General features: G+C 46.3%; 24 protein-coding genes. All 24 read right to left on the bottom strand.

Annotated features, from left to right (window positions below; translation table 11 throughout):
* Positions 1–93 precede the first annotated feature (93 nt).
* Complete coding sequence (locus BN1134_RS01360; RefSeq protein ID WP_042044791.1) at positions 94–1,509, bottom strand: sigma-54 dependent transcriptional regulator; 1,416 nt, start codon at positions 1,507–1,509, stop codon at positions 94–96.
* Positions 1,510–1,633: 124 nt separating this feature from the next.
* On the bottom strand, positions 1,634–2,257 hold the full coding sequence (locus BN1134_RS01355) for a YceH family protein (RefSeq protein ID WP_042044790.1): 624 nt from the start codon (positions 2,255–2,257) through the stop codon (positions 1,634–1,636).
* 179 nt (positions 2,258–2,436) lie between these two features.
* On the bottom strand, positions 2,437–3,603 hold the full coding sequence (locus BN1134_RS01350) for a nucleotide sugar dehydrogenase (RefSeq protein ID WP_042044788.1): 1,167 nt from the start codon (positions 3,601–3,603) through the stop codon (positions 2,437–2,439).
* Between the two features lie 169 nt (positions 3,604–3,772).
* A complete protein-coding gene (locus tag BN1134_RS01345; protein WP_042044787.1) occupies positions 3,773–5,467 on the bottom strand; it encodes a PglL family O-oligosaccharyltransferase in 1,695 nt (564 codons plus the stop codon).
* A gap of 62 nt (positions 5,468–5,529) precedes the next feature.
* Positions 5,530–6,600, bottom strand: a complete 1,071-nt coding sequence (locus tag BN1134_RS01340) for an LPS O-antigen chain length determinant protein WzzB (protein WP_052449394.1) — start codon at positions 6,598–6,600, stop codon at positions 5,530–5,532.
* Positions 6,601–6,607: 7 nt separating this feature from the next.
* Complete coding sequence (gene rfbC, locus BN1134_RS01335; protein WP_042044786.1) at positions 6,608–7,159, bottom strand: dTDP-4-dehydrorhamnose 3,5-epimerase; 552 nt, start codon at positions 7,157–7,159, stop codon at positions 6,608–6,610.
* Positions 7,160–7,167: 8 nt separating this feature from the next.
* Positions 7,168–8,067, bottom strand: a complete 900-nt coding sequence (gene rfbD, locus BN1134_RS19055) for a dTDP-4-dehydrorhamnose reductase (protein WP_084214675.1) — start codon at positions 8,065–8,067, stop codon at positions 7,168–7,170.
* A 53-nt stretch (positions 8,068–8,120) separates the two neighbouring features.
* A complete protein-coding gene (locus tag BN1134_RS19050) occupies positions 8,121–10,082 on the bottom strand; it encodes a polysaccharide biosynthesis protein (protein WP_084214665.1) in 1,962 nt (653 codons plus the stop codon).
* 41 nt (positions 10,083–10,123) lie between these two features.
* Positions 10,124–10,675, bottom strand: a complete 552-nt coding sequence (locus tag BN1134_RS01320) for a sugar transferase (protein WP_042044782.1) — start codon at positions 10,673–10,675, stop codon at positions 10,124–10,126.
* On the bottom strand, positions 10,675–11,595 hold the full coding sequence (locus tag BN1134_RS19045) for an NAD-dependent epimerase/dehydratase family protein (protein ID WP_084214664.1): 921 nt from the start codon (positions 11,593–11,595) through the stop codon (positions 10,675–10,677). Before BN1134_RS19045 ends, BN1134_RS01320 begins: the two co-directional genes overlap by 1 nt.
* Positions 11,592–12,803: a glycosyltransferase family 4 protein gene (locus BN1134_RS19040; protein WP_084214663.1), complete on the bottom strand. Its 1,212-nt coding sequence runs from the start codon at positions 12,801–12,803 to the stop codon at positions 11,592–11,594. Before BN1134_RS19040 ends, BN1134_RS19045 begins: the two co-directional genes overlap by 4 nt.
* Complete coding sequence (wecB, locus tag BN1134_RS01310) at positions 12,804–13,952, bottom strand: non-hydrolyzing UDP-N-acetylglucosamine 2-epimerase (RefSeq protein ID WP_232300576.1); 1,149 nt, start codon at positions 13,950–13,952, stop codon at positions 12,804–12,806.
* Complete coding sequence (gene wbjC, locus BN1134_RS19035; RefSeq protein WP_084214662.1) at positions 13,949–15,055, bottom strand: UDP-2-acetamido-2,6-beta-L-arabino-hexul-4-ose reductase; 1,107 nt, start codon at positions 15,053–15,055, stop codon at positions 13,949–13,951. Before wbjC ends, wecB begins: the two co-directional genes overlap by 4 nt.
* 1 nt (position 15,056) lies before the next feature.
* Positions 15,057–16,097: a polysaccharide biosynthesis protein gene (locus tag BN1134_RS01305; RefSeq protein WP_269746944.1), complete on the bottom strand. Its 1,041-nt coding sequence runs from the start codon at positions 16,095–16,097 to the stop codon at positions 15,057–15,059.
* Complete coding sequence (locus tag BN1134_RS19030) at positions 16,084–17,391, bottom strand: surface carbohydrate biosynthesis protein (protein WP_084214661.1); 1,308 nt, start codon at positions 17,389–17,391, stop codon at positions 16,084–16,086. The genes BN1134_RS01305 and BN1134_RS19030 overlap by 14 nt, the downstream gene beginning before the upstream one ends.
* 2 nt (positions 17,392–17,393) lie before the next feature.
* Positions 17,394–18,629 carry a lipopolysaccharide biosynthesis protein gene (locus BN1134_RS19530; protein WP_156991619.1) on the bottom strand — a complete coding sequence of 412 codons (1,236 nt, stop codon included), beginning with the start codon at positions 18,627–18,629 and terminating at the stop codon, positions 17,394–17,396.
* A 1-nt stretch (position 18,630) separates the two neighbouring features.
* On the bottom strand, positions 18,631–19,845 hold the full coding sequence (locus tag BN1134_RS19525) for a hypothetical protein (RefSeq protein ID WP_156991618.1): 1,215 nt from the start codon (positions 19,843–19,845) through the stop codon (positions 18,631–18,633).
* Positions 19,842–20,612 carry an oxidoreductase gene (locus BN1134_RS01295; protein WP_042044776.1) on the bottom strand — a complete coding sequence of 257 codons (771 nt, stop codon included), beginning with the start codon at positions 20,610–20,612 and terminating at the stop codon, positions 19,842–19,844. Before BN1134_RS01295 ends, BN1134_RS19525 begins: the two co-directional genes overlap by 4 nt.
* Positions 20,612–21,301 (bottom strand): acylneuraminate cytidylyltransferase family protein, encoded by a 690-nt coding sequence (locus BN1134_RS01290; RefSeq protein ID WP_042044773.1) that lies wholly within the window; start codon positions 21,299–21,301, stop codon positions 20,612–20,614. Before BN1134_RS01290 ends, BN1134_RS01295 begins: the two co-directional genes overlap by 1 nt.
* Positions 21,302–21,324: 23 nt before the next feature.
* On the bottom strand, positions 21,325–22,296 hold the full coding sequence (locus BN1134_RS01285) for a Gfo/Idh/MocA family protein (RefSeq protein ID WP_042044771.1): 972 nt from the start codon (positions 22,294–22,296) through the stop codon (positions 21,325–21,327).
* On the bottom strand, positions 22,296–23,357 hold the full coding sequence (locus BN1134_RS01280; protein ID WP_042044770.1) for a nucleotidyltransferase family protein: 1,062 nt from the start codon (positions 23,355–23,357) through the stop codon (positions 22,296–22,298). The genes BN1134_RS01285 and BN1134_RS01280 overlap by 1 nt, the downstream gene beginning before the upstream one ends.
* A 12-nt stretch (positions 23,358–23,369) precedes the next feature.
* A complete protein-coding gene (locus tag BN1134_RS01275; RefSeq protein ID WP_042044769.1) occupies positions 23,370–24,014 on the bottom strand; it encodes an acetyltransferase in 645 nt (214 codons plus the stop codon).
* Positions 24,007–25,080 carry an N-acetylneuraminate synthase gene (gene neuB, locus BN1134_RS01270; RefSeq protein WP_042044768.1) on the bottom strand — a complete coding sequence of 358 codons (1,074 nt, stop codon included), beginning with the start codon at positions 25,078–25,080 and terminating at the stop codon, positions 24,007–24,009. Before neuB ends, BN1134_RS01275 begins: the two co-directional genes overlap by 8 nt.
* The gene (gene neuC / locus BN1134_RS01265) at positions 25,077–26,237 is read right to left on the bottom strand and encodes a UDP-N-acetylglucosamine 2-epimerase (RefSeq protein ID WP_042044766.1); all 1,161 of its coding nucleotides are present in this window, start codon (positions 26,235–26,237) and stop codon (positions 25,077–25,079) included. The genes neuB and neuC overlap by 4 nt, the downstream gene beginning before the upstream one ends.
* Position 26,238: the final 1 nt, after the last annotated feature.

The raw sequence follows: 26,238 nt of genomic DNA, 5'->3' as shown, positions 1-26,238 counted from the left end.
AGCATGGAATGAGTCAGGTTATTCAATTAACGTGCCATAAATAATTTATATATAAAACAAAATGTTATGCCATGACAGGTCAATTATTTGACCCTAGCACTCCTTGCTCATGCCATATTTCTTCATCTTCTCGACCAGGGTGGTACGACGCATGCCCAGCATATCGGCGGCGCGGGCGACCACCCCTTCTTGTACCTCCAACGCCTGACGGATCAGCTCAACCTCCAGCTCGGCCAGCATGTCCTTAAGGTTGAGCCCCTCCTGCGGCAGCTGCATCCCCATCCCGGTTGGCGCTGATATTTCAAGCTGAGGCGGCTCCTGGAAGATGGCTGAGAGCGCTTCACGTTCGGCCCACTCGGCCTGCTCATCGCTCCACCCTTCAGCGGGCAGCATGCGGTAGCGAACCGGCAGATCGGCCACATCGACGATGCGATTGGGGTAGAGGATAAGCAGTCGCTCCAGCAAGTTGGCAAGTTCACGTACATTGCCCCCCCACTGGTACTGCATCAGGGATTCGGTAGCGCGCTGGGTCAGCCGGATCCACGCCTTGTGCTGCTCGCTGTGGCGGGCCAGCAGCTCCTGCAGCAGCAGCGGAATGTCGTCGGCCCGCTCACGCAGTGGAGGCGTCTCGATGGGAAAGACGTTGAGGCGATAGTAGAGATCCTCGCGGAAGGTCTGCTGGCGGATCATCGTCTCGAGATCCCGGTGGGTCGCGGCGATGATGCGCACATCGGCCTCAATGGGCTTGCCCCCGCCAACCCGCTCGAATAGGCGCTCCTGCAACACCCGCAGCAACTTGACCTGCATCGGCAGCGGCATGTCGCCAATCTCATCGAGAAACAGGGTGCCCCCCTGGGCCAGCTCAAAGCGACCGCGACGGGCGGCAATGGCGCCGGTGAAGGCCCCCTTCTCATGGCCAAACAGCTCGCTTTCGAGCAACTCGGCCGGTATGGCGCCACAGTTGATCGGCACAAACGGCCCCTTGCAGCGCGAAGAGAGTTCATGGATGGCGCGCGCCACCACCTCCTTGCCGGTTCCCGACTCACCGAGGATCAGCACATTGGCATCGGTGTCAGCCACCTGACTGATGAGGCGACGCACCTCCTGAATGCCGCGCCCCTTGCCCACCAGCAGTTTGAGCAGGGTCTGCCCCTTGTCGTGTTGCTTTTCCCGCGGGTGCAGTGAGCAGAAAGCCTGCACAAAGTGCAGGCTGCGCATCAGGTTATCGTAATCAAAAGGCTCGGCGACGGTGCCGATGAAGTTGCTACTCTGCCACTCCCCTTCACACAAAGAGAGAAAAGGCAGCCGCGGGTGACGCGCCAATAAGGAGCCAAGTTCCTGTTGCAGACTGCCGGCGATCACCCCTTGCAGGGGGGCCGACTCGAGCGCCACATCGAGATCCTCCTCATCGACCTGCTGCCAGGCGACCCCCATGAAGGAGAGCAGCCCACCCAGCCGGGCACGACGCTCAGCACACCCATCCACCAACAGAATTGAAAGATCCAGCATCAGTCCTTTCCTGCACCAACTGTACGACAGATATTGTCGGAAAGTCTAAACGCTGCGACAAAGAGGGACAAGGCTTTACGCCAAAAAAATGACACCGACGAAAACGGGGCCATTGGCCCCGCTTTTAGATCGACTCATAGTGGGCCAATCGTTCCTTAAGCTGCTGATTTTCTTCACGCAAAGCCTGATTCTCTGCCTCCAACTGCACGAGGCGATCCTCCTCCTGATGAGGGCTGATCTCTGGTTCCCCGGTGAAGAGCTGGGCGTAGCGAGACTCCCGCTTGCCAGGCTCTCGCGGCAGTTTGACTACGTAGGGCCCTTTCTCGACCAGTGCCTGCAGTGCGTTTTCTACCTGGGTGACATCGCTGAAATTGTGCAGACGGGCGCAGCGCGCACGCAGCTCCCCTGGGGTCTGGGCGCCGCGTAGCAACAGCTCGCAGATCACCGCGAACTCGGCCGAGGAAAAACGCAGATCGCCAAATTCGGTATTACAGAAACGATGCTGGTAGCGAGCCACCCGGGCGTTAAACCCCGCCACGTTGCTCACCAAATGCCGGGCGATGAGCAGATCCAACACCGACTGCACTTCCCGCTCCACCAAGGAGAGAACCGGTTCACGGTTGCTCTTCTGGTTACATGCATTGACCAGCGCATTGAGCGAAAGCGGATATTGATCCGGCGTCGAGACCTCCTTTTCCATCAGGCAACCGATCACCCGAGCTTCCAGCAGACTCAATTTTTGTTCCATTGTTATTTGTCCATCTCAGTCGAACCTGGCCCCATCCTAAACAGGATCAGCGCCAGGAGCCACGCCCGATCCGGCAGGCTGTGAGATTTATCGCCTCCCGCCCTGCGGCTTGGCCACTCTTCGCGCAATCGGGCAACAAAAAGGGGCGCCAAGCGCCCCTTTGCATCCCACAGACCACATCAGTCGTTGCCAAAAAGATCCCTGGTGTAGACCTTGTCGGCGACATCGCTCAGCTCTTCGCTCATCCGGTTGGAGAGGATCACATCCGAAAGGGCCTTGAACTCCTCAAGTGAGTCGATCACTTTCGAATTGAAGAAATGCGGCTCGCTTAGAACCGGCTCATAGACCACCACCTCAATCCCCTTCGCCTTGATCCGCTTCATGATCCCCTGGATGGCCGAGGCTCGGAAGTTATCGGAGCCTGCCTTCATCACCAGACGATAGATACCGACGGTTTTTGGATTGCGCCGCACGACCGACTCGGCGATAAAGTCCTTGCGCGTGGTGTTGGCATCGACAATCGCCCGGATGAGGTTATTGGGCACGCTGGCATAGTTGGCCAGCAACTGCTTGGTGTCTTTGGGCAGGCAGTAGCCCCCATAACCAAACGAGGGGTTGTTGTAGTGATTGCCAATGCGCGGATCCAGCCCGACCCCATCGATGATCTGACGGCTGTCCAGCCCATTGCTCTGGGCATAGGTATCGAGCTCGTTGAAAAAAGCCACCCGCATCGCCAGATATGTATTGGCAAACAGCTTGATCGCTTCCGCCTCGGTGCTGTCGGTGAACAGAACGGGGATATCCGCTTTGTGCGCCCCCTCGACCAGCAGGCTGGCAAAGCGCTGCGCCCGCGCCGAACGTTCCCCGACTATGATGCGCGACGGGTACAGGTTGTCGTAGAGGGCACGCCCCTCGCGCAGGAATTCGGGCGAGAAGATGAGATTGTCACACCCCGTCTCCTCCTTAAGGTGCTGGGTATAACCGACCGGGATGGTCGACTTGATCACCATGACGGCAGCAGGATTGATGGCCATCACGTCGCGCACCACGGACTCCACCGAGCGGGTATTGAAGTAGTTGGTCTCGGGATCGTAATCGGTCGGGGTGGCGATGATGACAAACTCCGCCCCCCGATAGGCCTGCTCCTTGTCGAGGGTGGCGCTGAAGTTCGCCATCCCCTTGGCCAGAAAGGATTCGATCTCCTTATCCGCGATCGGCGACTGCCCATGGTTGAGCATCTCTATCTTGTCGGCGACGATGTCGAGCGCCACGACCTCATGGTGCTGCGCCAGCAACATGGCATTTGACAGCCCAACATACCCAGTACCCACCACTGCAATTTTCATCTCAACACCTTAATGACATTTATTGCCCGCCCCTGCGCCGCCATGGCCACGCCCATCATCGCGTCTCACTGAGCGAAGAGCGCGCCCCCGGCCGGTGTTAACCCACCGGCAGCGCGGCGATAGCGCTGGAGAAGGAGCGCATGATAGCAAAATCCGAAGGGGCTGGAGATCATCTCTTCTCTTGCATGACAGCGCTAGGTGCCGCACTCGCCGCCCCCAGCAGCGATGCATCTTGCGGATAGAGCAGCAACGCATCGCGCCTAAGTTGCTCGGCCTGGGTCTGTTCCCCCAGCATCCGCAGTGCCGTCACCATGTTGCCATAGATGGCTGAGCGCGGCGTGTGCCGGACAAACTCACTGCCCCATTGGACATAGGCCCGCAGCTCGGCCAGATCTTGACGTTGCATGGCTGCGCCAAAACGCACCGTATTGACATCAAACTCCACCCGATTCAGCCAGGCCACCGGATTGATGATCTGGAGCAATAGCTCAGGCTGTTTATAACCACCGCGCTCGTACTTAGTCACCACCCAGGCCGTGTGCAACGCAGTCAGCATGAAAGGCACCACGACGAGGGGAATGCCAAGAGCAAGAAATCGCAGCAGCAGGGTATGGGGGTAGGCAATCACGCGGATCTGCGGTTTGTCGGCCATTTCACACTCTTCATCGATGTACCAGATGAGGGTCAGGAAGAGGACCCAGTGGGCAATCGAGTGATAGAAGGGATACTCGGTCTGGGTATGCAGTGCTATCGGTGTCACCAGCGCCAACAGCGCCAGCCGTTTCGACCACCGTTGACTGCGCAGGCGCCACAGCAGTAGCAATCCCATGCCAATGATCCCCAGCATGGGCAGCAATCCCCCCTCGACGCCCCAATAAAGCAGCTCGTTATGGGGGTGATCGAGGTTGTACTCAATCTGAGGCATTGCAGGATTGAGCGCCTTGTCGGCCATATATTGCTGAAGGAACGTCACCTCAAATGAGCCAAATCCCCAGCCAGAGAGCGGCTTTTCCAAAATGAGGTGCCACGCATAGGGCCAGTAAATCGAACGCATTCCCCCCGATTGGTAGGCCTCCAGTCCGCGGTGCATCCCCTCCCCCCAGTAAAGGGAAATACCGCCCAATACGCCCCCCAGGATGACGAGCAACAACGAGCGACAGACTCTTCGCTCATGGCGCAAGTAAGGGAGCAACAGGAGCAGGAGCAACGCCCCGCCTAACTGGCCCACCCTCGATTGCAGCACGATCAGCAGCAAAGAGGTTCCCACCATCACGCCCCCCAGCCAGAGCCGGGTTAAACGCGATGCGCTCGGAGAGTCCAGCCACAGCGCCAGCGCAAGACCGGTGGCCATGAAACTGGCCATCACATTGGGCTGCTGGAAAATGCCATAAGGGCGATTAGCCCGGGTGTCATAACCAAGCCAATTGCCAGGAGATAACAGGTAAAACTGCACCAATCCCAGGAGCATCTCGACCGTCACCGCGCCAAGCAGCACGAAGAGCAAGCGGCGCCGATCCTGGCAAGACCAACCCCATTGATACAGAGAAAAGAGCAGCCCCCCTCCCCCAATAACCCCCAACATTCTCGGCACGGCATAATCGCGGATAGGGCTATCGGACCAGAAAAAAGGGAGCAACAACAGCATGGCGCACAGCGCCCAGTAAGCATTCAGGCGAGAGTAGCGTAATGCGCTATTTTGCGTTGCATGCCACAGCCCCATCCCCAACATGAGACTTAAAAAGACCCATGCCCATGCATTAAAAGGCAGATAGAGTGCAGAGCCCCCCGGATTGTGCATAAAAAAATGCATCAGCCCGAGACACCAGAGCCCCCACCCCCCCCAAAACGCCACGCTGGCTTTCATGTTTACCCCTTGAGCAGATATGAAAAAGGAGGCTAAAGCCTCCTCATATACATTACCGCATTTTACGCCATCTTTGGTCTGCGAAAGGCGTGCTGGATCAACGCGATACCAATTCCTAACATGCCACCGAGCAAGGTGGCAAGCACCACCACAAGGGGGCGTTTGGGCTTGTCGCGAGTCAGCGGCTCTTCCGGGGCATCCAGATAGATAAAGGGTTGAAAATGCAGATCATCCAACTTGAGGGCCTTGAGGCGATCAATTTTGCTCTGCAGTTCGGCCAGCTTGGGCTGGTAAACGGTGAGATCGATTGATTTGAGCACCTTCAGGCGCGCCTCCAAACCTTTGGTTCCCAACATGATGGCAAACCGATCGTTGTCGGCATAATTCTCTAAGGGGGTCGAGACCCCTGCCGCACGCGCCACTTCAGCACTCAACTCGGTATTGGCAACATCGCGCTTCAGTGCTAAAACGGCGTCTTCTTTCACCATCTTGAGCTGGGTTTCCAAGGAGTCGAGCCTATGCTCCTGCGACGTTTTTAGTTCTTCAATTAAACTTTCTCTTTGTTGCTCAACGACATAGCTAATATAGCCTTGCGTCATCTGCAACGAGGTTTCCGCCGTATCAGCAGAGAGCGACAGAGCCACACCAGGCAACTCTTTTTTCTTGTCAACCGGCTCAGCTTTGATCAACTCGGCCCATTTTCTGACCCAACGACGTTGCCCCTTGATATCCAGAGCCTGCTCTTTGACTTCCTGAGCGAAGAGGTCGCTGGCCTGTAAGAAATCACGACGACGGTCATAGGCATTGAAACGTTGCACGAAATCGTTAAACACCTCTTGCTCAGAGGGAATGCCAGATAAACCAACCAAGTCAGCCTGGAGCTTGAGACGATTGAGCGATGCCAGCTCTTTTGCCTGTGGCAAATCGATAACGACTTTGGTTGACCAAACCTGCGGCGCCAACAGGGCATAGACGATACCGACAACCGCAAACAGCAACGTGGTTGCAGCAATCAGCCCTTTGCGCTGCCACAAAGCCATACCAAGCTCACGCAGATCAAGCGTATCGTCATCACTCACCGTCCACCCACTCGGTAGTTGGCCGCCCATGGAGTTGATCTCATTTTTATTCATAGACTTCTCATTTAACATCGTCGTTAGTATCAAAAGCGCTCTCATCCCACAAAGGGGCATGCTCATCCTTGTCTGAGAGACGCAGCGGCACATTCTCTAACAAGGGCCAGTCAATTGCTAGCGTTGGGTCGTCCCAGCGAATCGCTCGTTCATCTGGCTGGCTGTAATGCGCTGTACATTCATAAATGATGTCTGCCTGCTGGCTCAAGACATAAAAACCGTGGGCAAAACCGGGGGGGATCCATAGTGAATCCGCACGCTCTTCACAGAGGTACTCCCCCACCCATTGGCCAAAGGTTGGAGAATCATGGCGAAGATCCACCGCCACATCAAAGATACGACCGGTAATAACGTGCACCAGTTTCCCTTGTGGTTTCCCTATCTGATAATGCAAACCACGCAACGTTCCTTGTAGCGATCTGCTGTGATTGGTCTGTACAAATGAGTGCTCGGCAAACGTGCAGTCCTGTTTTGATAACTCATTAAAATAGCCGCGACTATCGCGGTAGCGAGATCTGGATATTAAAATAACATCTTGGATTTTATTATTATCACTCATTACAACACTCATTCATGCTCAGGCTGACGGAGGAGCGAGCTCAATGTCGTTGATACATCATCCTGCCATGCAGGAAGTTTCATCCCAAAACAGCGTGAAAATTTGTCAGTGTTAAGCCTGGAATTGAGTGGACGCAGTACCACCGAAGGATAGTCATCTGATGATATGGGCTCAATTGATTTAACCTTAAATGCCATCCCCATACTTCCTGCGACAGAGAAACAGTATTTTGCTAAATCATACCAAGAGGTCTCTCCTTGAGCAGCAACATGATACAACCCACTTAACTCAGGCTTACGAGTTGTAACTAATATCGCATGCATCATGGCTTCGGCAAGCATACTGGCTGATGTGGGGGCCCCAATCTGATCAGAGACGACAGAAAGGTGCTCCTTTGTCATACCCAAGGTGAGCATGGATTTTATGAAATTACTACGCCATGGACTGTGTAACCAACTAGTTCTAAATATTAAATGGCGACATCCACTAGCTATAATTGCCTGCTCACCATACCATTTACTTAGACCATATATATTAAGTGGATTGGGCTGATCCTCCTCACACCAAGCGCAGTCACCTTTGCCATCAAACACATAGTCAGTAGAAATATGGACAAGCAGCGCATCAACTCGCTTTGCAGCTTCAGCCAAGCTAGCCACTGTCTGGGCATTGACACAAAATGCAAGCCCAGCTTCAGCTTCCGCTTTTTCAACCGAGGTATAAGCTGCAGCATTAATAATGACCTCAGGCTGCAGACTGTCAATAACGTTGGAAAGTTGCTCAGGAAGCAGGAAATCCACATCCCCCCTATCAGGAAAGAAAAAGAGATGCTCCCCAAACAACTGGCGTAATGCTAAACCAAGTTGACCATTACCCCCGAACAACAAGATTAAACTCAAATGTGACATGTGCATTTTTTATCAACAAGGTACTTGCATGCATATAACTTAATATTTTAGCCTTAGTGAGTATATAAGTTAGTTTCAGTATTTAGGAAATCAATATCATTATTTTTTGAAGTGGCAAAGTATTCTTTTCTCATAGTTTTAGCTTTCCAAGCTAAATCACAGATACCATCAGTTGGAGTAAATGCAACCGGTGCTTCCAATAACAAATGGCGAAGTCGCTCATGATCGAATCGATGACAGGCGGTATCAATCTCAACAAGTAAACAACGCAGATCTACCCACGCCAGCATATTTTCATTTGCCTTCATGATTCGTGGATGGGATGTCCCTTCCACATTGTCACCAATCAGTAACTCTTCAAACAGTTTTTCGCCGGGGCGCAAACCTGTAATTTTGATCTCTATATCACCGTTCTGGTTTTTATCATTTTTCAGTGTTAATCCACTCAATCGGATCATACGGTGTGCCAACTCCATGATTCTTACTGGCTGTCCCATATCCAACACAAAAACATCACCACCACATCCCATGGCTCCGGCCTGTATCACTAACTGAGAGGCTTCAGGAATGGTCATAAAATAGCGGATGATATCTGGATGAGTAACAGTAAGAGGCCCCCCTTTGTGAATCTGTGTACGGAAGAGCGGAACCACTGAACCAGATGAACCCAATACATTGCCAAATCGAACCATGCAGAAACGAGTACCATTCTGTGCTGACGCTAACGCCTGTAATACCAATTCAGCTAGGCGCTTAGTGGCCCCCATGGTATTAGTTGGACGTACAGCTTTATCTGTAGATATCAATACAAAGGTATCGACACCAGCCTCGATCGCCGCCTGGGCGGTATAAAGGGTTCCAAAGATATTATTTCGAACTCCTTCTACGACATTATATTCTACTAATGGCACATGTTTATACGCAGCGGCATGATACACAGTCTCGATCTGGAAGTTACTCATAATTGTGAACAAACGATTTTGACGCTGCACAGAGCCCAACAACGGCACGATTTCAAGATCAATTTTTTCAATTCTACACAGCTCATTCAACTCCTTATCAATGGCATAAAGGCCATACTCAGAAATTTCAAAAAGAACAAGCATAGCGGGCTTATATCGAACAATTTGCCGGCACAGCTCAGATCCTATAGAACCACCGGCCCCTGTTACCATAACGCGTTTACCGCTGATATTGGCATTCATCAGTTCCGGAATTGGCTCAACCGGATCTCGACCAAGCAAATCCTCAATTGAAACCTCTTTTAATTCATCAATATGTGCATGTCCGGCCACCATATCCGCCATGCCAGGGATAGAGAGAACCTCACATGGAAAATGCTCTAGACGATGAATAACATCCTGCCTGACACTACGTGAGCTACTCGGTATGGCAAGCAAAATTTTCTTAATATCATATCTATCAATCAATTCGCCGATGAGTTCAGGGCTATAAACATTCACACCTTGAATTACAGCTTTTACCAGTGCAGGATCATCATCGACAAATGCTACTGGCAAGTATTCCTGCCCCTGATTCAACGCCAATTGTAACTGTCGTCCAGAAGCTCCAGCCCCATAAATCAAGACTGCAACACGCTGATGCTTACCATGATTGACCACAGTGCGAAAAAACAGCCTAACCCCACCAATTAGCAAGACGGCAAAAGAAAAATAGATAATGGATACCGTTCGAGGTAACGATACATTCATGAAGAATGCAAGCATCACCAATATCATGGTAGAAACAAGTACCCCAAGGGAAACCGTCCAAAGTACTTTAAACCCCACATACCTTAATACTGCACGGTAAAGCCCCAACCGCATAAATATAAAAATACTAACAGGAAGAAGTAATCCCAACATTTGCCAATGAGACAAACTATAAAAAGGAATTTTAGTATCCAGTCTGACCCAATACCCCCCCCAAAATGCAAGTGACAGCAATATAGAGTCTGCGAACACGCTAATAATCCGCTTATATATTCTAGAAATACCTAAAAATGACGTCAACATAAATTCACCGGACTGTTTAATAGAAACACGGATTCTTATTATTATTTCACTGCATCACCACGCCCCTTACCCGTAGCAGTCATGATAATATAACGAAAGTAATTGGTCACATTCAATGTATCAATCATATATCGATCCGTTTCCGCCAATAATTTTGGTGTAGACATGTCGATGTTTTTTATCTGAGCCAATCCTGTAATACCAGGCAAAACATCATATATTCCAAGAGTATCACGTTCAGTGATAAGTTCGGACTGATTGAACAAATTTGGCCTAGGACCAACTAAGCTCATTTCACCCTTTAATACATTAATAAGCTGTGGTAATTCGTCAATCTTAGTCTTACGTAACACATGCCCAAACTTGGTTATAGATCTAGCACTGGCCAGATGACTAGCGACAGATTTCGTATCCACCTGCATTGTTCTAAATTTTATCAATTTAAAGGGTTTTTTATGGCGGCCGACTCGCTTTTGGATAAAGACTGGCGACCCAGTATCAAAAAAACCAATGATACTCACGATGAGCAAGACAGGACAAAAAACCAATAAACCTAGTGCAGAAAAAAGAAAATCAAATAAGCGAATTACCATTATTTTCCCTCATGAAAACAGCGCTTAATCCCTTCCTTTAAAGAAATAGGAGGTCGCCAATTCAACATTTTTTTAGTATAGGAGATATCCAGTTGTAAATTATTACATATCCGGTCAATAACCGCTCGTTTCCCCGTCACTCTACCTACAAATCTAAGTACACTCAGAGGTACTGGCAATAATCGAGATGGTCTACCTGCCGCTTGTGCCATCAATATTAGTAATTCAGTAGTTGATATATCATGATCATCGCTTACCAGAAATACTTTATTAGCTGCGGTAGGATGACTAATACATGTAAAAATCAAATCAACCAAATTGTCAATGGCAACAAAGCTTCGCTTATTGTTAACCCGTCCCAAGGGTAAAATAGCTCCTTTATCAATCGCCATAAGCAGTTTACCAAAATTTCCTGGTGCATTGTGCCCATAAACAAGAGGAGGCCGAATAATAACTACTTCTAATCCAGTTTCAGCAGATAGATGCAACAATGCTTTTTCAGCAAGATATTTTGATTTTGAATATTCGCCCCAAGGTGCAGCGACATCATCATATCTAAAAGCCCGATCATGGCTGCAGCTACCGTTTACACCGATTGAGCTTATAAAAATAAAACGTTTAGTTCCAGCAGCTACGGCCTGCCTAGCTAAATCTAAAGTCGCAACAACATTGATTTTGTTTATATCATCGTAGCTACCCACCATATGAGCTAATGCAGCACAGTGAATGACAACATCTATACCAATTAATGCAGTATGCAGCTTATCGCTTTCGCCAAGTTCACCATTGATATGATTAAGGACACAGCCCATAGGGGCTCTACGACCATAAGTATGAACATCAATATCAGTTTGTAACACTAATCGTTGCAATACTGAACGACCGATAAATCCTGTTGCACCAGTCAATAATATATTCATACTTGTATGGCCTCGTCAATGACGTTTCCAATTTCGTCTAGTGACATATCCTCAGAGAAATGACGTATCATTATATCTCTTGGACTAACTTTAGGTGCACCATTGATGGTACATTCCAAAGAAATTTTATCCATCAATCCAGCCAGTTTAACCGGGTTATCAGGCTCACAAAACCAACCAAGATCATACTCGGATAGAAGTATCTCCAGTTCACTTTTTCTTTCACCAACGTAAAGGATCGGTTTATCTGCTGCCATGGAAAAATAAGCTTTACTGGGAACACCAAGGCCATACATGTCATTAGCCAGAGAAACAAATGCAATATCACAGGCATTGAGTCCAATTAAATTATCATTAATTGCCAAACGACCATAATAGTGTATTTTTTTATACCCTGCCTTATTATTAATCAGTGAAATATATTTTTCTACCTCCATCAGCTCAGAACCATCACCGATAAAAATAAACCTTGCGTTTACATCACTAGTTAATTCTATAGCATTAAGTAAATTATAGACCCCTTGCAATCGCCCCATATTGCCGAAGAACTGGAATACTATATTTTGTTCCCAGCCTAGCTCACGGATAATTTTATTATCCGACTTAGGCGATGAAAATATTTTATCAGTCGAGGCCCAATTAGGAATGAACCTCGTTGAGGTTTTTTCATCAATTTTATCATCAAGTAGACATTTCATATCCCGACCGATACATATCAATCGGTCCGGAGCAGAATACATAAATTTTGATAGTACCAATAGAAACTTAAATAATATACTTTCTTTTCTTATAATTTTTGCCGGAACTAAATTATTTGGAAAGACATCGTGAACCAATAGTACCCATCGGAATAGTTTTAACTTACGTAATAAGCTGATAGCTAGCATGGTAACAATAGGATTGGTACCACTAAAAAGCACTTGGCAAGAGTTGAGTTCTTTACGAAGAGTAGATATAAAAGCCAGCGTTTGTTTTATTTGTCCCCACAACCTAGGGACAAGGTGATTTTTATCATAACTGACCGACTCGATTGTCGCGATGGTCACATTATATTGAGCAGAAAATTCTATTACATGAGGTGTATGAGGTGCTATCAATAGCACCTCATATCTGGCCTGCAAAGACTTAACAATTTGAGCCCAATAATATGCCGTCGAGTTATGATTCTCTCCAATATATTCGGAGAGAATGATTATTTTATCTTTCAATCAATATTCCTTCCACACTACCCGCTTCACATAATCTGTATAGGAATGAATAATACGAACAATCTTATCAGATACATTGGGCATACTATAATCTGAGACAGGTCTCAACAAACGCTCACCACCAGCTGGCTGTGACTCAAGAACATGTAGGGCCTGAAAAACACGTTCGATTTCCAGACCAACCATCATGACCGAAGCCTCCTCAAATGCTTCAGGACGCTCATGCGCCTCGCGAATATTGAGCGCCGGAAAGTTCATTATTGATGACTCTTCACTGATCGTACCACTATCAGAAAGCACAGCCTTTGCTGATTTCTGCAGCTTGTTATAATCATGAAAACCGAGCGGCTTCAACAACTGAACTAATGGGTGAAACGCCAGCCCCTGCATTTCAATACGCTTGCGCGTTCGAGGATGAGTGGAAACAATAATCGGATAACCAAATTTCTCAGCTAGCCCATTCAATATATTAGCTAATTTAGCCAAATTCTTGGGAGTGTCGACATTTTCCTCACGATGGGCGCTTATTATAAAGAATTTCCCAGAGTCAAGTTGCAGTCGACTTAGCACATCTGAACCATCGATCTGCGGCATATAGTGATTGAGAACTTCAAACATTGGGCTACCGGTTTTAATTACGCGATCCGCAGGAATCCCCTCAGCCAGTAAATAATCGCGGGCGATGCTGCTATAGGTTAAATTAATATCGGCAGTATGATCTACAATGCGTCGGTTGATCTCCTCAGGCACCCGCATATCAAAACAACGATTCCCCGCCTCCATATGGAAGGTCGGAATTTTACGTCGCTTAGCCGGCAGAACTGAAATACAACTATTGGTATCCCCCAGAACCAGCATCGCATCAGGTTCGACTTCAGCAAGTATCTTATCAACAGCAATAATGACATTACCGATGGTCTCGGCACCAGTCACACCTGCCGCATTTAAAAAAAAGTCTGGCTTGCGTACGCCAAGATCATCAAAGAAAACTTGATTTAATTCAAAATCATAGTTCTGACCAGTATGAACAATTATGTGATGACAGTATTTATCCAACGCAGCCATGACCCGAGACAAACGAATAATCTCCGGACGAGTCCCAACTACAGACATCACTTTTATTTTTTCATTCATATTTAAATCGTTCATACTAAAGAACTCGCTACAGTATCAGGTTGATTTCGGTCAAATATTTCATTTGCCCACAGCATCACAATCAATTCATCGCTACCGATATTGGTCACATCATGCGTCCACCCCGGCACTGTCTCAATAATTCGATATTCATCCGAAGATACCGTGATGTCATAACTCTCTTCTGTCAAGATATGTTTGAAGCGATATTTAGCCGTACCTTTTATCACCAGAAACTTTTCATTTTTAGTATGATGATAATGCCCTCCCCGCGTGACCCCAGGATGTGCAGTGAAGAATGAAAACTGGCCTGAAGACGGTGTTTTTAACATCTCTACGAAAGTACCTCGAGGATCTGTATACCCAGGAACGGTATAAGAGAAGTCTGCTGGAGAAAAATAACTGAGATAGGTAGAATACAACGCTCTGAGAAATCCCACCCCAACCTCTTCAGTCACTAGAGTACTGCGGCTCTGCTTGAATTTTCTCAGAGTATTGGCCACATCACCGACAGTAGTTTGATAGACTGGGGAAATATCTCGGTAACCCCCAGTGGGCTCCATCCCCAGTAAGGAAATAAAGTCATTACAAACATCATCAATATAAACAAGCGATAAAGCTGCACCAGCATCATTTATCGTTATCGGCAACGAATTAATGATGTTATAGCAAAATGTTGCAACAGCCGAGTTATAGTTTGGTTTGCACCATTTTCCAAAAACATTTGGAAGTCGATATACATACGCAGGACTCCCCGTATCCTGCATATAGGAAAATGCTACATTCTCGGCAGCTGCTTTACTCTTACCGTACGGATTGTCGCGTACAGCCTGAATCGATGAAGTCAACACCAGAGGAATTTTACGCCCAGTGGAAACAAGCAGCTTAACCAACACTTCCGTCAGATGGGTATTACCTTGTTGGAACTCATCTTCGTGTAAGGGACGATTAACTCCGGCAAGATGGAATACAAAATCTGTATGCTGCACCATCCTGGCAAGGTCAGCATGGTTCTGGTTTCGCTCAAAACAGACAACATCGGTGTAACCACGCTCAGTTAGAAAAACACGTAGATTTTTTCCAATAAAACCATTAGCACCAGTTATTAATATATTCATATTAAGCATCCAGCTCGTGGGTTTTACCGGCAACAATGGTCTGGATAAAATCCAGCTTGAGCAGCAGTTTTTTCATTCCTTCAACATTGAGACGAACGGTATTATGGGAGTTATAATCATCCAACTCAGTAATTTTTTTGTTACCTTCCTCAAAGAATTTACCATAGTTCAGATCCCGATTGTCTGGCGGCACCCGATAGTAGTCACCCATGTCGACAGCACATGCCATCTCTTCACGGCTCAGCAGGGCCTCATATAATTTTTCACCATGCCGGGTACCAATCACATTCACGTCATATCCCGGTTTTCCAAGCAACTCCAGTAATGCTTTAGTCAATACGTCAATCGTTGCTGCTGGTGCCTTCTGTACAAAAATATCGCCATTATCACCATGCTCGAAAGCATAGAGAACCAGATCAACAGCATCCTCCAGCGTCATCATAAATCTGGTCATATTGGGATCGGTAATGGTTATCGGTTTTTGTTCGTTAACTAAGTCAACAAAGAGAGGAATGACAGAACCACGAGATGCCATCACATTACCATAACGAGTACCACAGATAACAGTCTTGTTAGGATCTAGGTTACGAGCTTTTGCAACCATCACTTTTTCCATCATCGCCTTGGAAATACCCATGGCATTGATTGGATAAACCGCCTTATCAGTACTCAAGCATACTACACGAGAGACACCATTTACGATCGCGGCTTCCAGCACATTCTCTGTTCCCTGCACATTTGTTTTTACCGCTTCCATCGGGTAAAACTCACATGAAGGAACTTGCTTCAATGCTGCCGCATGATAGATAAAATCAACACCTCGGGTTGCATTGAGCACAGAGTTATAATCACGAACATCGCCAATATAAAACTTTAGCTTTGGATGATTATACTTTTTCCGCATATCATCCTGTTTCTTCTCATCACGACTAAAAACCCGGATTTCGGATATATCCGTATCTAGGAAACGTTTCAGCACAGCATTACCAAAAGAACCTGTGCCACCAGTAATAAGTAGCTTTTTAGACTTAAACATATTCATCATTCTCTATAACATTTTTTATTTGAAACATTACATCAGCGATTTCTTTTGGCGTCGCTATTTGATTTTTAAAATCAAAAAATAAAGATTCAGAGAATTTATTAAACGATAAGTCTAAATTAATCTTCTCTGATAAATGGTATATCGATTTCAGCACAATCAATGCACCTATTTTAATATACGCAATCAATGGCACCTTTACCTTTTCAAGGTTTTTATTAGAACCAACACTATTAATCAAAGCACATAGTTCATCGCTTGCATGAGAATTTTTCGATCCATAATATTCGCCGACGTCATCATCCTTTAACGCCTGTTGTTTAAATTTTGTATTAAAATATACTTCATTCTTAAACTGCTCAAATGTCTTTATAAAGACACCCTTTTTCAAAAGCACACTGTCAAAATCATCAGATAATTCAACTGGCCTTAAAATAGCATATGATTTATCTAAAAAATGACTTTCAACAACAGTTGTTGAATACCATGACATAATCAAATCACTAGCTTGGATCCAATTCTTTGCCGATAAAGAACCAATGACATTAAAATTTTTGTATTTATTCTCTAAATATTTCAATGGTGAAAGGTCACCCTCATCTGGATGAGGGCGATATACAAATATGCTATCCTCATCATCACAAAGCACCTTATCAAACCACTCTATTAACTCTTTTCTACTTTGAGTATGGATATACTTGAAATACTCTAGATTAGTATTAGCTATATTTTCATTTTGTCTTAATTTTTCATCAGAAATATCCGCATATGTAAAGCTGGATAGAAATATTTTCCAATTACAGCTATCCGACAAACTAAATTTATTCCCTAACCACTTTTTTAGATCACTTGATGATGACTTAAGATAACCTAATAAATCGCAATGAATTGCACCTGTTACTATTACATTATCTTCAGGAACACCAGCAGAGATTAACCTCTGTTGTGTTTTAACCCCCCAACAAATATGTTTATATTTTATTGCCAGCCCACTCGGAGTGTGATGTCCCAACTTTTCCCATTTTTCAGATAGAACTTGCTCATACTGTAAATTTATAATGTTGTCACAATTCCCATACCTAGCAATAGTTCTATATACTTCCTCTGTATTATATAAATGAGGAACAATAACAACATCATACTTTTTAAAAGAAAAAATATAGAATTTAGACATTTGGTAAAAATGTGCAATATCACAGTCTAACCCTAATTTTTCAAGCTTATACTTTAGTAAAATTGCAGTTTCAAGCTCTCTATTTTTTCTCTCATATACTATAAGAACTTTGATGGTCATGTTCAATTACACCCACATAATTTTTTCCATATATAATATTTTGTACCGAACTGGAATACAGCCACAAACATTATAGCAAGAGATACGGCATATATAGCATCAAAATATATTAATGAAATGAAGAAAAATATAAAAAACACAATCAAAGATAAAATACTCGAAATAAAAATGTATTCATTTTTATTTGCTGCATATATTGCATAATGATATATTTGAGACAATGCTCTAAACAGCATGCAGACTAGAAGAAAAAAGAATACTCTTTTATACTCATAAAAAATCTCCTTATCAACAAAACCAGCTATAACATCGAGAACGGATATAGATATAAGAATCAAAATGGAAATAACAGCCAAGCTTATCATCAATAGTCTTTTTATTTCATAATTAAGTTCATCCATTTTACCCGATTGGTATAGCATAATTGTTTTAGGTATGAAAAATACAAACAAGGAAGACTCAAGCACAGATATCATCGCATTTATAAGACCAATATAAAATGAATAAACGCCGACCATATCAATACTAGAGAATATTTTTATAAAATATCTATCCAAAAAAAATAATAGTAAGGTGGCTTGTGATGAGGCAAACAATGGAAATGAATTTCTCACCCCTTTTACAATCCATGAAATATCTAAAAGTGAAATAGATAAAATAAAACCATTTTTAATTTTTAATGCAATATAACTACATATGACACTAACAGCAGACATTAACAACCATATATGTAAAACAAAATTGAGGTCCCCGTATACCCCATCCGTGTCAAAATATAAATATGTAGATAATGGCAACATCCACATCGCGCTTCTTATAAACAACATAACACTAGATAATACTTGCAGATTCAGTATATTCAGTAATCGACCAAGCTCAAGAGAGATATATTCAAAGACGAGTATAAGCATGAACGAAATAAAAAAACGCCCTGCAACACTCTCACCGAAGCCAAAAGAAAGAATAAAAAATAAAATAAATGGTAATGTTACACAAAAAATAGCAAATTGATTGATCAAAGATTTTCCAACTGAGCATTCTCCACGTAACAAATCTTTATTACTATATGTATAAAACTCTAGCCCTATAACTCCAGATAAATAGACTAATGACGAAGAAATTAGCCCATAGTATCCGAATTCATCGACATTCAGGCTTTTCCCTAAAATGATAACGAAAAATAATTTTGAAAAAAGACAGCACATTCGCAATGCTAAATTGGCGAATCTAACAATCATATCAACACCTATTCACATTCTTATTTAAGAAAATAAATATTAATGTGCTAAGTACCATCTGTGATTGATGAGCATAGTTTGGAACAGGGATAGAAATGAGATAAATGATGTTCATTAGTGTTAATGTGCACATGAAAATAAATAATATGAACTTAGAGCGTCGATGAGCCCAACTAATACTCTCATGACAAATTTTATTAATTGGTTTCAATCTGAGTAATCGTATTAAATATACCAATAGCACAATAACAATAAAAAATCCATTTTCATATACAAGACTAATAATTCCAGAGTGACTTCTTAGAAGATATGCAATGCCATCATAATAAACCTCATACTGTTTCATCGAGCTTCCATAACCATAACCAAAGACATAATTAAATATATCTCCAGAAAAAATGTCATTAATCTGATTTTCAGCAACTAAAACTCTCAGCCCTAAAGATGCCTCTCGACCATCAAATGAGTTTGACATAATGTGTTCTAAACATAGAGATAATACAATCAAATATATAAAGAAAAGCACAACATAAATGTATGATGGGATACTAACACCTCTGAACTTAGAGATATATCTGTCATATAAAACATACGAAAAAAACAATGTAATTGTTATAATAATAGCTTTCATTTGGAATCTGATATCACTAGTAAAAAAAGACACACTAAAAAAAATCCAAACGCAATATATAGTGAATATTAACCATATCCGATTAATGTTATTCCTATATATAGACAACGACATCATTCCCAATAAAAATATTGGGAGAACATTGGACAATATAACGTGTTGGCTTTTATGCATTATAATAATTGATAACACATCTACTATAATAAAGTAAAGCATACCAAGAACCATGGATTTTTCTATATAAAAACCTACATCATCGGATGTTTTTCTATACATAAAAATATAAATTGCAATTGGAATAAACGTAGACATAAATACAACCATAGCATTTTTTATATCTACATTATTTATTACAGAATTAACTACTTGAAATAAACCATATAAACTTAATGCAACACAGAAAAACAACTGCTTTTTAGTTACTAGTTTTATGTTAATAATTAACAAAACCATTAGTACGGAATACATCAAAACATAAACAAAACCAGAATCTATATTTAGTTTGAAACTGACTTGATATAGTATTTCAGGCGTATTTAACAATAAAAAAATAGCACATATAAAGTATTTTTTAGCCATCGTCATAAACTAAAACCATCATCAACAATCACATTCTGCCCTGTTATATATTTTGCTTGTTCAGACAACAAAAACATGATGCAACCAATGATCTCCGATACATCCAGCATACCGGCACCATGGGTGTGGCTCTTGTATGCCTGACAAAACGCATCTGGCTGATGATCAAATATGCCACCCGGGCTCACATTGTTTATCCTGAAACGGCTGTCATTGACATATGCTACCGCATACTTGCTCAAATGCTGTATCGCGGATTTGATCGCCGCATACTCTACCGGCATGGTCATTTTGGTATTGTTGTAAATATCAAACTTAGGTGCAACAACACCATATATGGATGAAATATTGACTAATGAAAAGGCTGTTTCATGTGCTTTGAAATAAGAAGCACATTGCTGGGTAAACAGGAAAGCACTGCCAAGATGGAGTGAAATATTTTCATTGAAACTGGCAAGGGACACATCAAAAAAATGTGCGCCATAGGTTTTGTTTCTCGGATAGGTCGTGTTGACAGCCCCATCTATATGTTCTTGTTGCGCAAAAAATGCCTTGAGACTTTCCTCACTGGTCACATCCAACTGTATCAACGTCAGATTGTCGTCTGCCGTATTCACACCCTGAGTGGAAAGACGCTGGGCCATGGCATCGACATTGATATCTGCCGCGATAACTTTGCCGCCCTGGGAAAGAATGGCAGGCACCAGACGAGAGCCCAGCAAGCCGCCGGCACCGGCCACCAGAATGCGTTTTTCGTTCAACAGCTGTTCCATTATTTCTGCTCTCCTACGATAGCTTCTGCCAGTTTGAAGTCGTAAATATCGTCAATATCGACAGCTCGCTCTTTCGGCACTTCGATGCTGGTGACTTTCCCCGAGAACAGCCCGTAGTGTTCAAGCACAAAGGCTGGTGTCGTCGCATATACCACGGTCGTGATATCAAAAACCGGGGGCGCATCCTGACGTCGAGCAACATCTCCCGCCGGTTTATTGACCAACTCGACCCGGCCATCCACCGTTTCCTTTACCATGTTGAAATAGGGACTGCGGTTGGCTGGCGTAACGGAGATACAGATATCGGCATTTTGCTCACGACGTTTGGCAATGGCCGCTTCAACATCACTCACACTGCGCAGCGGGCTGGTTGCCGGCAAGCTGATGAAACCATCGAATGCCCCATAATGCGCGGTCGCCCATTCAATGGCATGTCGCCAAGACAGCCACTCCGGGCTGGTGTCTGTCGCCAATTCGGATGGGCGATCGATAACCACCGCGCCGGATGAGATTGCAACGCTAGCAATGGCAGCATCATCCGTAGAAACAAACACCTGGCTAATCGATGGTGATGCCAGTGCCGTATCTATGGAATATTGCAACAAAGGTTTTCCCGCCAATGGACGAATGTTTTTTCCTGGCAACCCTTTTGAGCCGCCCCGGGCGAAAATGAACGCAAAATTTTTCATCTGATTCGAACTCTGGTTACGTGTTACTGATGATGAGAATACTTTTTGATCTGTTCAATTAGTGCCACTGTTCGTATGGCATCATCAATTGAGATACTTTGATTCTTGGCTCCTTGGATGAGATTGACAAAATCGATGATCATGCCGAGATACATCTGATTTTTATCCCAACCAGAATCATCGTAAATCACCTTAATACCTTCCGACGAGCTCAGTGAAACCGAATTCTGAATCAGATCCCACTCCAGAGAGCCTTCGCTACCAATCAGTCGACATTTACGATGTGCTTTTCGTTGTAAAAAATCCAAGTGAATGTTAGCGATGACTCCAGTGGCACTGCTGAACATAACATCAGCCATGTCTTCAACCGATAGACCTAGTTCTTCAGAAGAACGCAAGATCGCGTGTTCAACCTGTAATGGTCCAAGCAGCCATTGGATATAATCAAACTCGTGGCTAAGTTCCAGAAGAACCCCACCTCCCAGTTCTTCCCGGGCAGACACACTACTGCGAAAATCTTTACTTGGTCGCCAATCGGGTAAATATTGCCCAGTCTCTATTTGGGCATTGTAAATACGACCAATTCCCTGCTCGTCTAGCAAATCTTTCACGACTATGGCTGAGGGTAAGTAGCGCAGACAATATCCTACCGAGACTGGAGTATTATTTTCTCTACAGGCCATACGAATTGCATCGCAATCAGCGATCGAAGCCGCTATCGGTTTCTCAATCAAGACAGGGATCCCAGCCTTGATAAGCGAAATAGCATATGGAGCATGGAATGTAGCTGGAGATGCAATGATAACAAAGTCAACGTGGTGTTCGATCAACTCCTCTATTGATGAAACGAGTACGTCACAATCGCTTACCGTTCCCCTAGAACAACAGCCACTGGCAGACATACCATAGATGGTGGCCGATGGGTAAAGCAGTTTCAGATTTTTCCGGTGGCGAACCGATATATTTCCCAATCCGATTACAGCAATGCGTTCCATTACGAGTTAAGCCCCAGTGAGGAGATATCTGACTGGGCCCGATTGAAATCTTCCATTCGACCGATATCCAACCAGTATTCATGGATCGGGAACATCAAGACCCGCTCATTCTTGTGCATATGCTGTTCAAGCAGCGTCGGCATATCAACACGTTCCCCCTTGGCTACCGATTGCACGACATGAGGAGCTACTACATAGATACCGGCATTGACAAAGAAACGATGCACCGGTTTTTCAATCATGCTGGTGATCTTGTTTCCTTCACCAGTTATCACACCGTAAGGAATTTGATAATCATACTCGCGCACACACATTGTGGCATCCGCACCATTCTCAACATGAAAATCGAGCAGGCGATTAAAATCAACCGTAGTGAGCACGTCACCATTGATCATGATAAGCGGCAAGGCCGGGATGTCTGCAGGCAGCAGACCCAACGCACCGCCTGTTCCCAAGGGAGTCTCTTCATGCACGTAGCTGATATTAGCGCCCCAGGCAGAACCATCACCAAAATAGTCAGTGATCTGCTCTGGCATATAGTGGGTGGAGATATAGATATTCTTGAAGCCTGCCTTGAGAAACTGACTGAGCAGGGTCTCCAGTATGGGTTTGTCCCCCACCTTGAGCATGGGCTTTGGACAGGTGTCGGTGAGCGGGCGTAGTCTAGTACCGAAGCCACCCGCCATAATGAAGACGGGATTCTCATAATTTGGTGCTTTCGCAGCCTGCTCCCAGGTTTCCAGCCCGATCAGCTTGCCTGCGTCATCGATCACCGGCAGCGAAAGAATGCTGCGCTCGCGCATGGTCTCTAGCAACTGTGCCCGTGATAGCTTGGCAGAAACCGTAATAGGCGTTCGGTTCATCACTGCCGTCACACTCTGGGTCAACGCCACATTGTTCAATATGGCACGACGCACATCACCATCGGTCACGACACCGAGCAAATGCTGCTTTTCATCGACCACGAGACAGATCCTCAGCGCAGCTGCATTAATCACCGCCAGCGCGTCACGCACCGTATGCTCGGTGGACAACACTACTTTTTCCCAATTCTTACTCATTCAATCCATCCTCTACTGCTTGATAGGCAGCACGCAGCCCCTGGCAACGTATGCAATCTGTGCCGCTTCCAGAGCACGAGTCACTGTGGCGCCCGCCCCGACGACAGCATCATCACCAATCTCGATCCCCTGGATGATCGCGGCACCCGTTCCCACATGCACTCGGGCTCCAGTAAGCACTCCACCGGATAACACAGAACCCGGGGCAATATGGTTATCTACCCCGATCTGGCAGTCGTGATCCACGATGGCACCGGTATTGACGATAGTGTTCAGACCTATCCGGGTTCCCGCCTGAATAATGGCGCCCGCCATCACCTGAACCCCCTCGGCTAGCTCGGCGTAATCCGACACCATGGCACATGGTGAGATAACACGGGCAAACCGATAGCCCAGAGCTTGATAACGGGCAAACAGCTCGGCACGCAGCAGGTTGCCCGGCAGGGATCCAATACCATTGACCAGCACCACCTCATCCGGGCTATATGTCAAGATGCTCTCTTCATCGTGCCAGAGGGGAATATCTGCCAGTGCAGCCCGCACGACACCCGAAGCTGGTGCAACCAAGGCGATGGGGGAGCGCCCCTGACTACGCAGAATATCGACCAGCACAGAGGCATGCCCGCCCGCCCCCAGGACGATAACCGGTTTATTCACGGATAGGTTCACCTGCCTGATAGGCACGCTTCGCAGGTTGTCCCAGAAGCTGCCAGTAGGCATAGGGGCTCATGCCATCTCCGGGGCGTTTAATCGCTAGGTTCTCTGCACTGAGCGGAGTACCTGGCTCAATATCGCAGGCCGCAACCAAGCTCTTGCGAGCAATTTCCTTGTTTTTGATCTCGCTAGGACGCGGACCCTTGATACCATCACCCAATGCCAATTCAACATCGCGCACCCCACGAACCATGGCAGCCAGCTCACCAGGCTCAAGAGAAGCCTTGTGATCAGGCCCCTCCATGGTGCGATCCAGAGTGAAGTGCTTCTCGATAAGGCAGGCGCCACGGGCCACCGCAGCGACAGGGATGGTGATACCCTGGCTGTGATCCGAATAACCAACCGGTAACCGGAAGGCATGAGCCAGAGTATCCATGGCTTTGAGGTTGATATCGGCCATGGGCGCCGGATATTCGGTCGTGCAATGCAGCAGGGTCACCTTGCTGGCAAGGGCAGCCTGGCCAGCCTCGCTGGCATAGGCAGCCATGAAGGCAGCCTCCCCCGGTTGAGCATCAAGCGGTGCCGTCAAACCGAAGGCGATGACCCCCAGAGCCGCTTCCACTTCTGCCAATGTGGCCATGCCGGTCGAGACGATCAACTCGCAGCCAGTGCGGGCATGGGCCAGTACGAAGGGAGCATTGGTCAGTTCTCCGGATGGGATCTTCAGTGTTTGCAACTTCAACCGGTTCACCAGGAAGTCCAGACTCTCGGTATCAAATGCCGTGGACAGAAACTCGATGCCGAGGGACTTGCAATGGGCGATCAGGCGAAGATGAGCATCGAACGAGAGCTCGAGGCGGGAGAGCATGGCAAGCTGGCTCTCTTCCTTACCTGTATTGGCAGCCTGATAAGCCGCTTGCTTGGCTTGCCGGGTGACCAAATTGGCTGCCTTAAAAGTCTGAAACTTGACCACATCAGCGCCCGCACGATGGGCAGCATCGATCAGTGCAAAGGCGAGTGTTTCATCACCATTATGGTTAACGCCAGCTTCGGCGATGATACGGATCATGGCGACGGGCTCCTGTCGAGATCGTAGAAGTGTTTAATAGCTTGATGGGTGAGCGCCTTTAGTTGAGCCACGATCTGGCTGCTGGCATCTCCGGCACCATACGGATTGATAAAGGCCTGTTTGTCCATCGGGCACAATGCGCAATTGGCGGCTTGGGTTATAGCCTCACTCTTTGCATCACAGTGAAATACGCTCTGCGCGGCCAGCCGCCCCTGCTGTCGTTGCCCGATGTTGATCGTAGGAACCCCCAGCGAAGGCACTTCAATAATGCCACTCGAGGAGTTGCCGATCACGGCAGCACTGTGCTTAACCGCACTCAGATAGCGTTTGTACCCCAGCGAGGGAATGGCTAACACCCGCTTTGGATACGCTGCCGCATATTGCTCCAGCAGCGGGATAATTGCCCTGCCACCGTCGTCAGCATTGGGGTAAGTTAGTATCACTTGATGCTCGGGAAAGCGATCGAGTGCAGCCAGTAAGGCCATAAAACTCTCTTCGGCCGGCTCATCGGCGAGGGTGACCGGATGATAGGTCACCACAAAAAACGGCGAGGAGAGTTCAAACCCCAGCGATGCTTGCAGTTCACTCATCGAGTAGAGAGGGGTTTTGACGATATGATCCAGGCCAACAGCCCCCACATTGAATACCCGCTCCGGTGCTTCTCCCAACTGGATGACCCGCTGCCGATAAGGTTCCGCTGCGGTGAAATGCAGATAACTCAGCTTGGTGATGGCGTGCCGAATGGCATCGTCATAGGCCCCTTCGGTAATCTCACCGCCATGCAGATGTGCAACCGGAACACGCAGCAGCATTGCGGCTTGGGCGGCAGCCAGAGCTTCGAAGCGATCACCCAGAATAACCAGCACATCGGGTTGCAGCCGGCTCAGTGCGTCGGCCAACCCCAGCAGAGCCACCCCCATACTCTTGACCACCCCGACCGATGAATCGGACGAGAGCAACATCTCGACACGCTCATCAATCTTGAAGCCATCTTGCTCAATCTGCTGGTAGGTCAAGCCAAATTCGGGCGAGAGGTGAGTGCCAGATACAATCAGCTTGAGCGTCAGATCAGGATCAGCCTCTATGTCTTTCATCAACCAATAGAGCAGCCCGTATTCCGCCCGGGTACCGGTAAAAACCGCGATGGTTTTAGCCATG

It is taken from the genome of Aeromonas simiae (assembly GCF_000820125.1).
GTDB classification, from domain to species: Bacteria; Pseudomonadota; Gammaproteobacteria; order Enterobacterales; family Aeromonadaceae; genus Aeromonas; species Aeromonas simiae.
This window is presented reverse-complemented; position numbering and strand designations above follow the sequence as displayed.

Excerpts from the sequence above, each read along its gene's own strand:
- BN1134_RS01360 (WP_042044791.1), bottom strand. The coding sequence starts at position 1,509 with ATGCTGGATCTTTCAATTCTGTTGGTGGATGGGTGTGCTGAGCGTCGT.
- BN1134_RS01355 (WP_042044790.1), bottom strand. The coding sequence starts at position 2,257 with ATGGAACAAAAATTGAGTCTGCTGGAAGCTCGGGTGATCGGTTGCCTG.
- BN1134_RS01350 (WP_042044788.1), bottom strand. The coding sequence starts at position 3,603 with ATGAAAATTGCAGTGGTGGGTACTGGGTATGTTGGGCTGTCAAATGCC.
- BN1134_RS01345 (WP_042044787.1), bottom strand. The coding sequence starts at position 5,467 with ATGAAAGCCAGCGTGGCGTTTTGGGGGGGGTGGGGGCTCTGGTGTCTC.
- BN1134_RS01340 (WP_052449394.1), bottom strand. The coding sequence starts at position 6,600 with ATGAATAAAAATGAGATCAACTCCATGGGCGGCCAACTACCGAGTGGG.
- rfbC (WP_042044786.1), bottom strand. The coding sequence starts at position 7,159 with ATGAGTGATAATAATAAAATCCAAGATGTTATTTTAATATCCAGATCT.
- rfbD (WP_084214675.1), bottom strand. The coding sequence starts at position 8,067 with ATGTCACATTTGAGTTTAATCTTGTTGTTCGGGGGTAATGGTCAACTT.
- BN1134_RS19050 (WP_084214665.1), bottom strand. The coding sequence starts at position 10,082 with ATGTTGACGTCATTTTTAGGTATTTCTAGAATATATAAGCGGATTATT.
- BN1134_RS01320 (WP_042044782.1), bottom strand. The coding sequence starts at position 10,675 with ATGGTAATTCGCTTATTTGATTTTCTTTTTTCTGCACTAGGTTTATTG.
- BN1134_RS19045 (WP_084214664.1), bottom strand. The coding sequence starts at position 11,595 with ATGAATATATTATTGACTGGTGCAACAGGATTTATCGGTCGTTCAGTA.
- wecB (WP_232300576.1), bottom strand. The coding sequence starts at position 13,952 with ATGAACGATTTAAATATGAATGAAAAAATAAAAGTGATGTCTGTAGTT.
- wbjC (WP_084214662.1), bottom strand. The coding sequence starts at position 15,055 with ATGAATATATTAATAACTGGTGCTAATGGTTTTATTGGAAAAAATCTA.
- BN1134_RS01305 (WP_269746944.1), bottom strand. The coding sequence starts at position 16,097 with ATGAATATGTTTAAGTCTAAAAAGCTACTTATTACTGGTGGCACAGGT.
- BN1134_RS19030 (WP_084214661.1), bottom strand. The coding sequence starts at position 17,391 with ATGACCATCAAAGTTCTTATAGTATATGAGAGAAAAAATAGAGAGCTT.
- BN1134_RS19530 (WP_156991619.1), bottom strand. The coding sequence starts at position 18,629 with ATGATTGTTAGATTCGCCAATTTAGCATTGCGAATGTGCTGTCTTTTT.
- BN1134_RS19525 (WP_156991618.1), bottom strand. The coding sequence starts at position 19,845 with ATGACGATGGCTAAAAAATACTTTATATGTGCTATTTTTTTATTGTTA.
- BN1134_RS01295 (WP_042044776.1), bottom strand. The coding sequence starts at position 20,612 with ATGGAACAGCTGTTGAACGAAAAACGCATTCTGGTGGCCGGTGCCGGC.
- BN1134_RS01290 (WP_042044773.1), bottom strand. The coding sequence starts at position 21,301 with ATGAAAAATTTTGCGTTCATTTTCGCCCGGGGCGGCTCAAAAGGGTTG.
- BN1134_RS01285 (WP_042044771.1), bottom strand. The coding sequence starts at position 22,296 with ATGGAACGCATTGCTGTAATCGGATTGGGAAATATATCGGTTCGCCAC.
- BN1134_RS01280 (WP_042044770.1), bottom strand. The coding sequence starts at position 23,357 with ATGAGTAAGAATTGGGAAAAAGTAGTGTTGTCCACCGAGCATACGGTG.
- neuB (WP_042044768.1), bottom strand. The coding sequence starts at position 25,080 with ATGATCCGTATCATCGCCGAAGCTGGCGTTAACCATAATGGTGATGAA.
- neuC (WP_042044766.1), bottom strand. The coding sequence starts at position 26,237 with ATGGCTAAAACCATCGCGGTTTTTACCGGTACCCGGGCGGAATACGGG.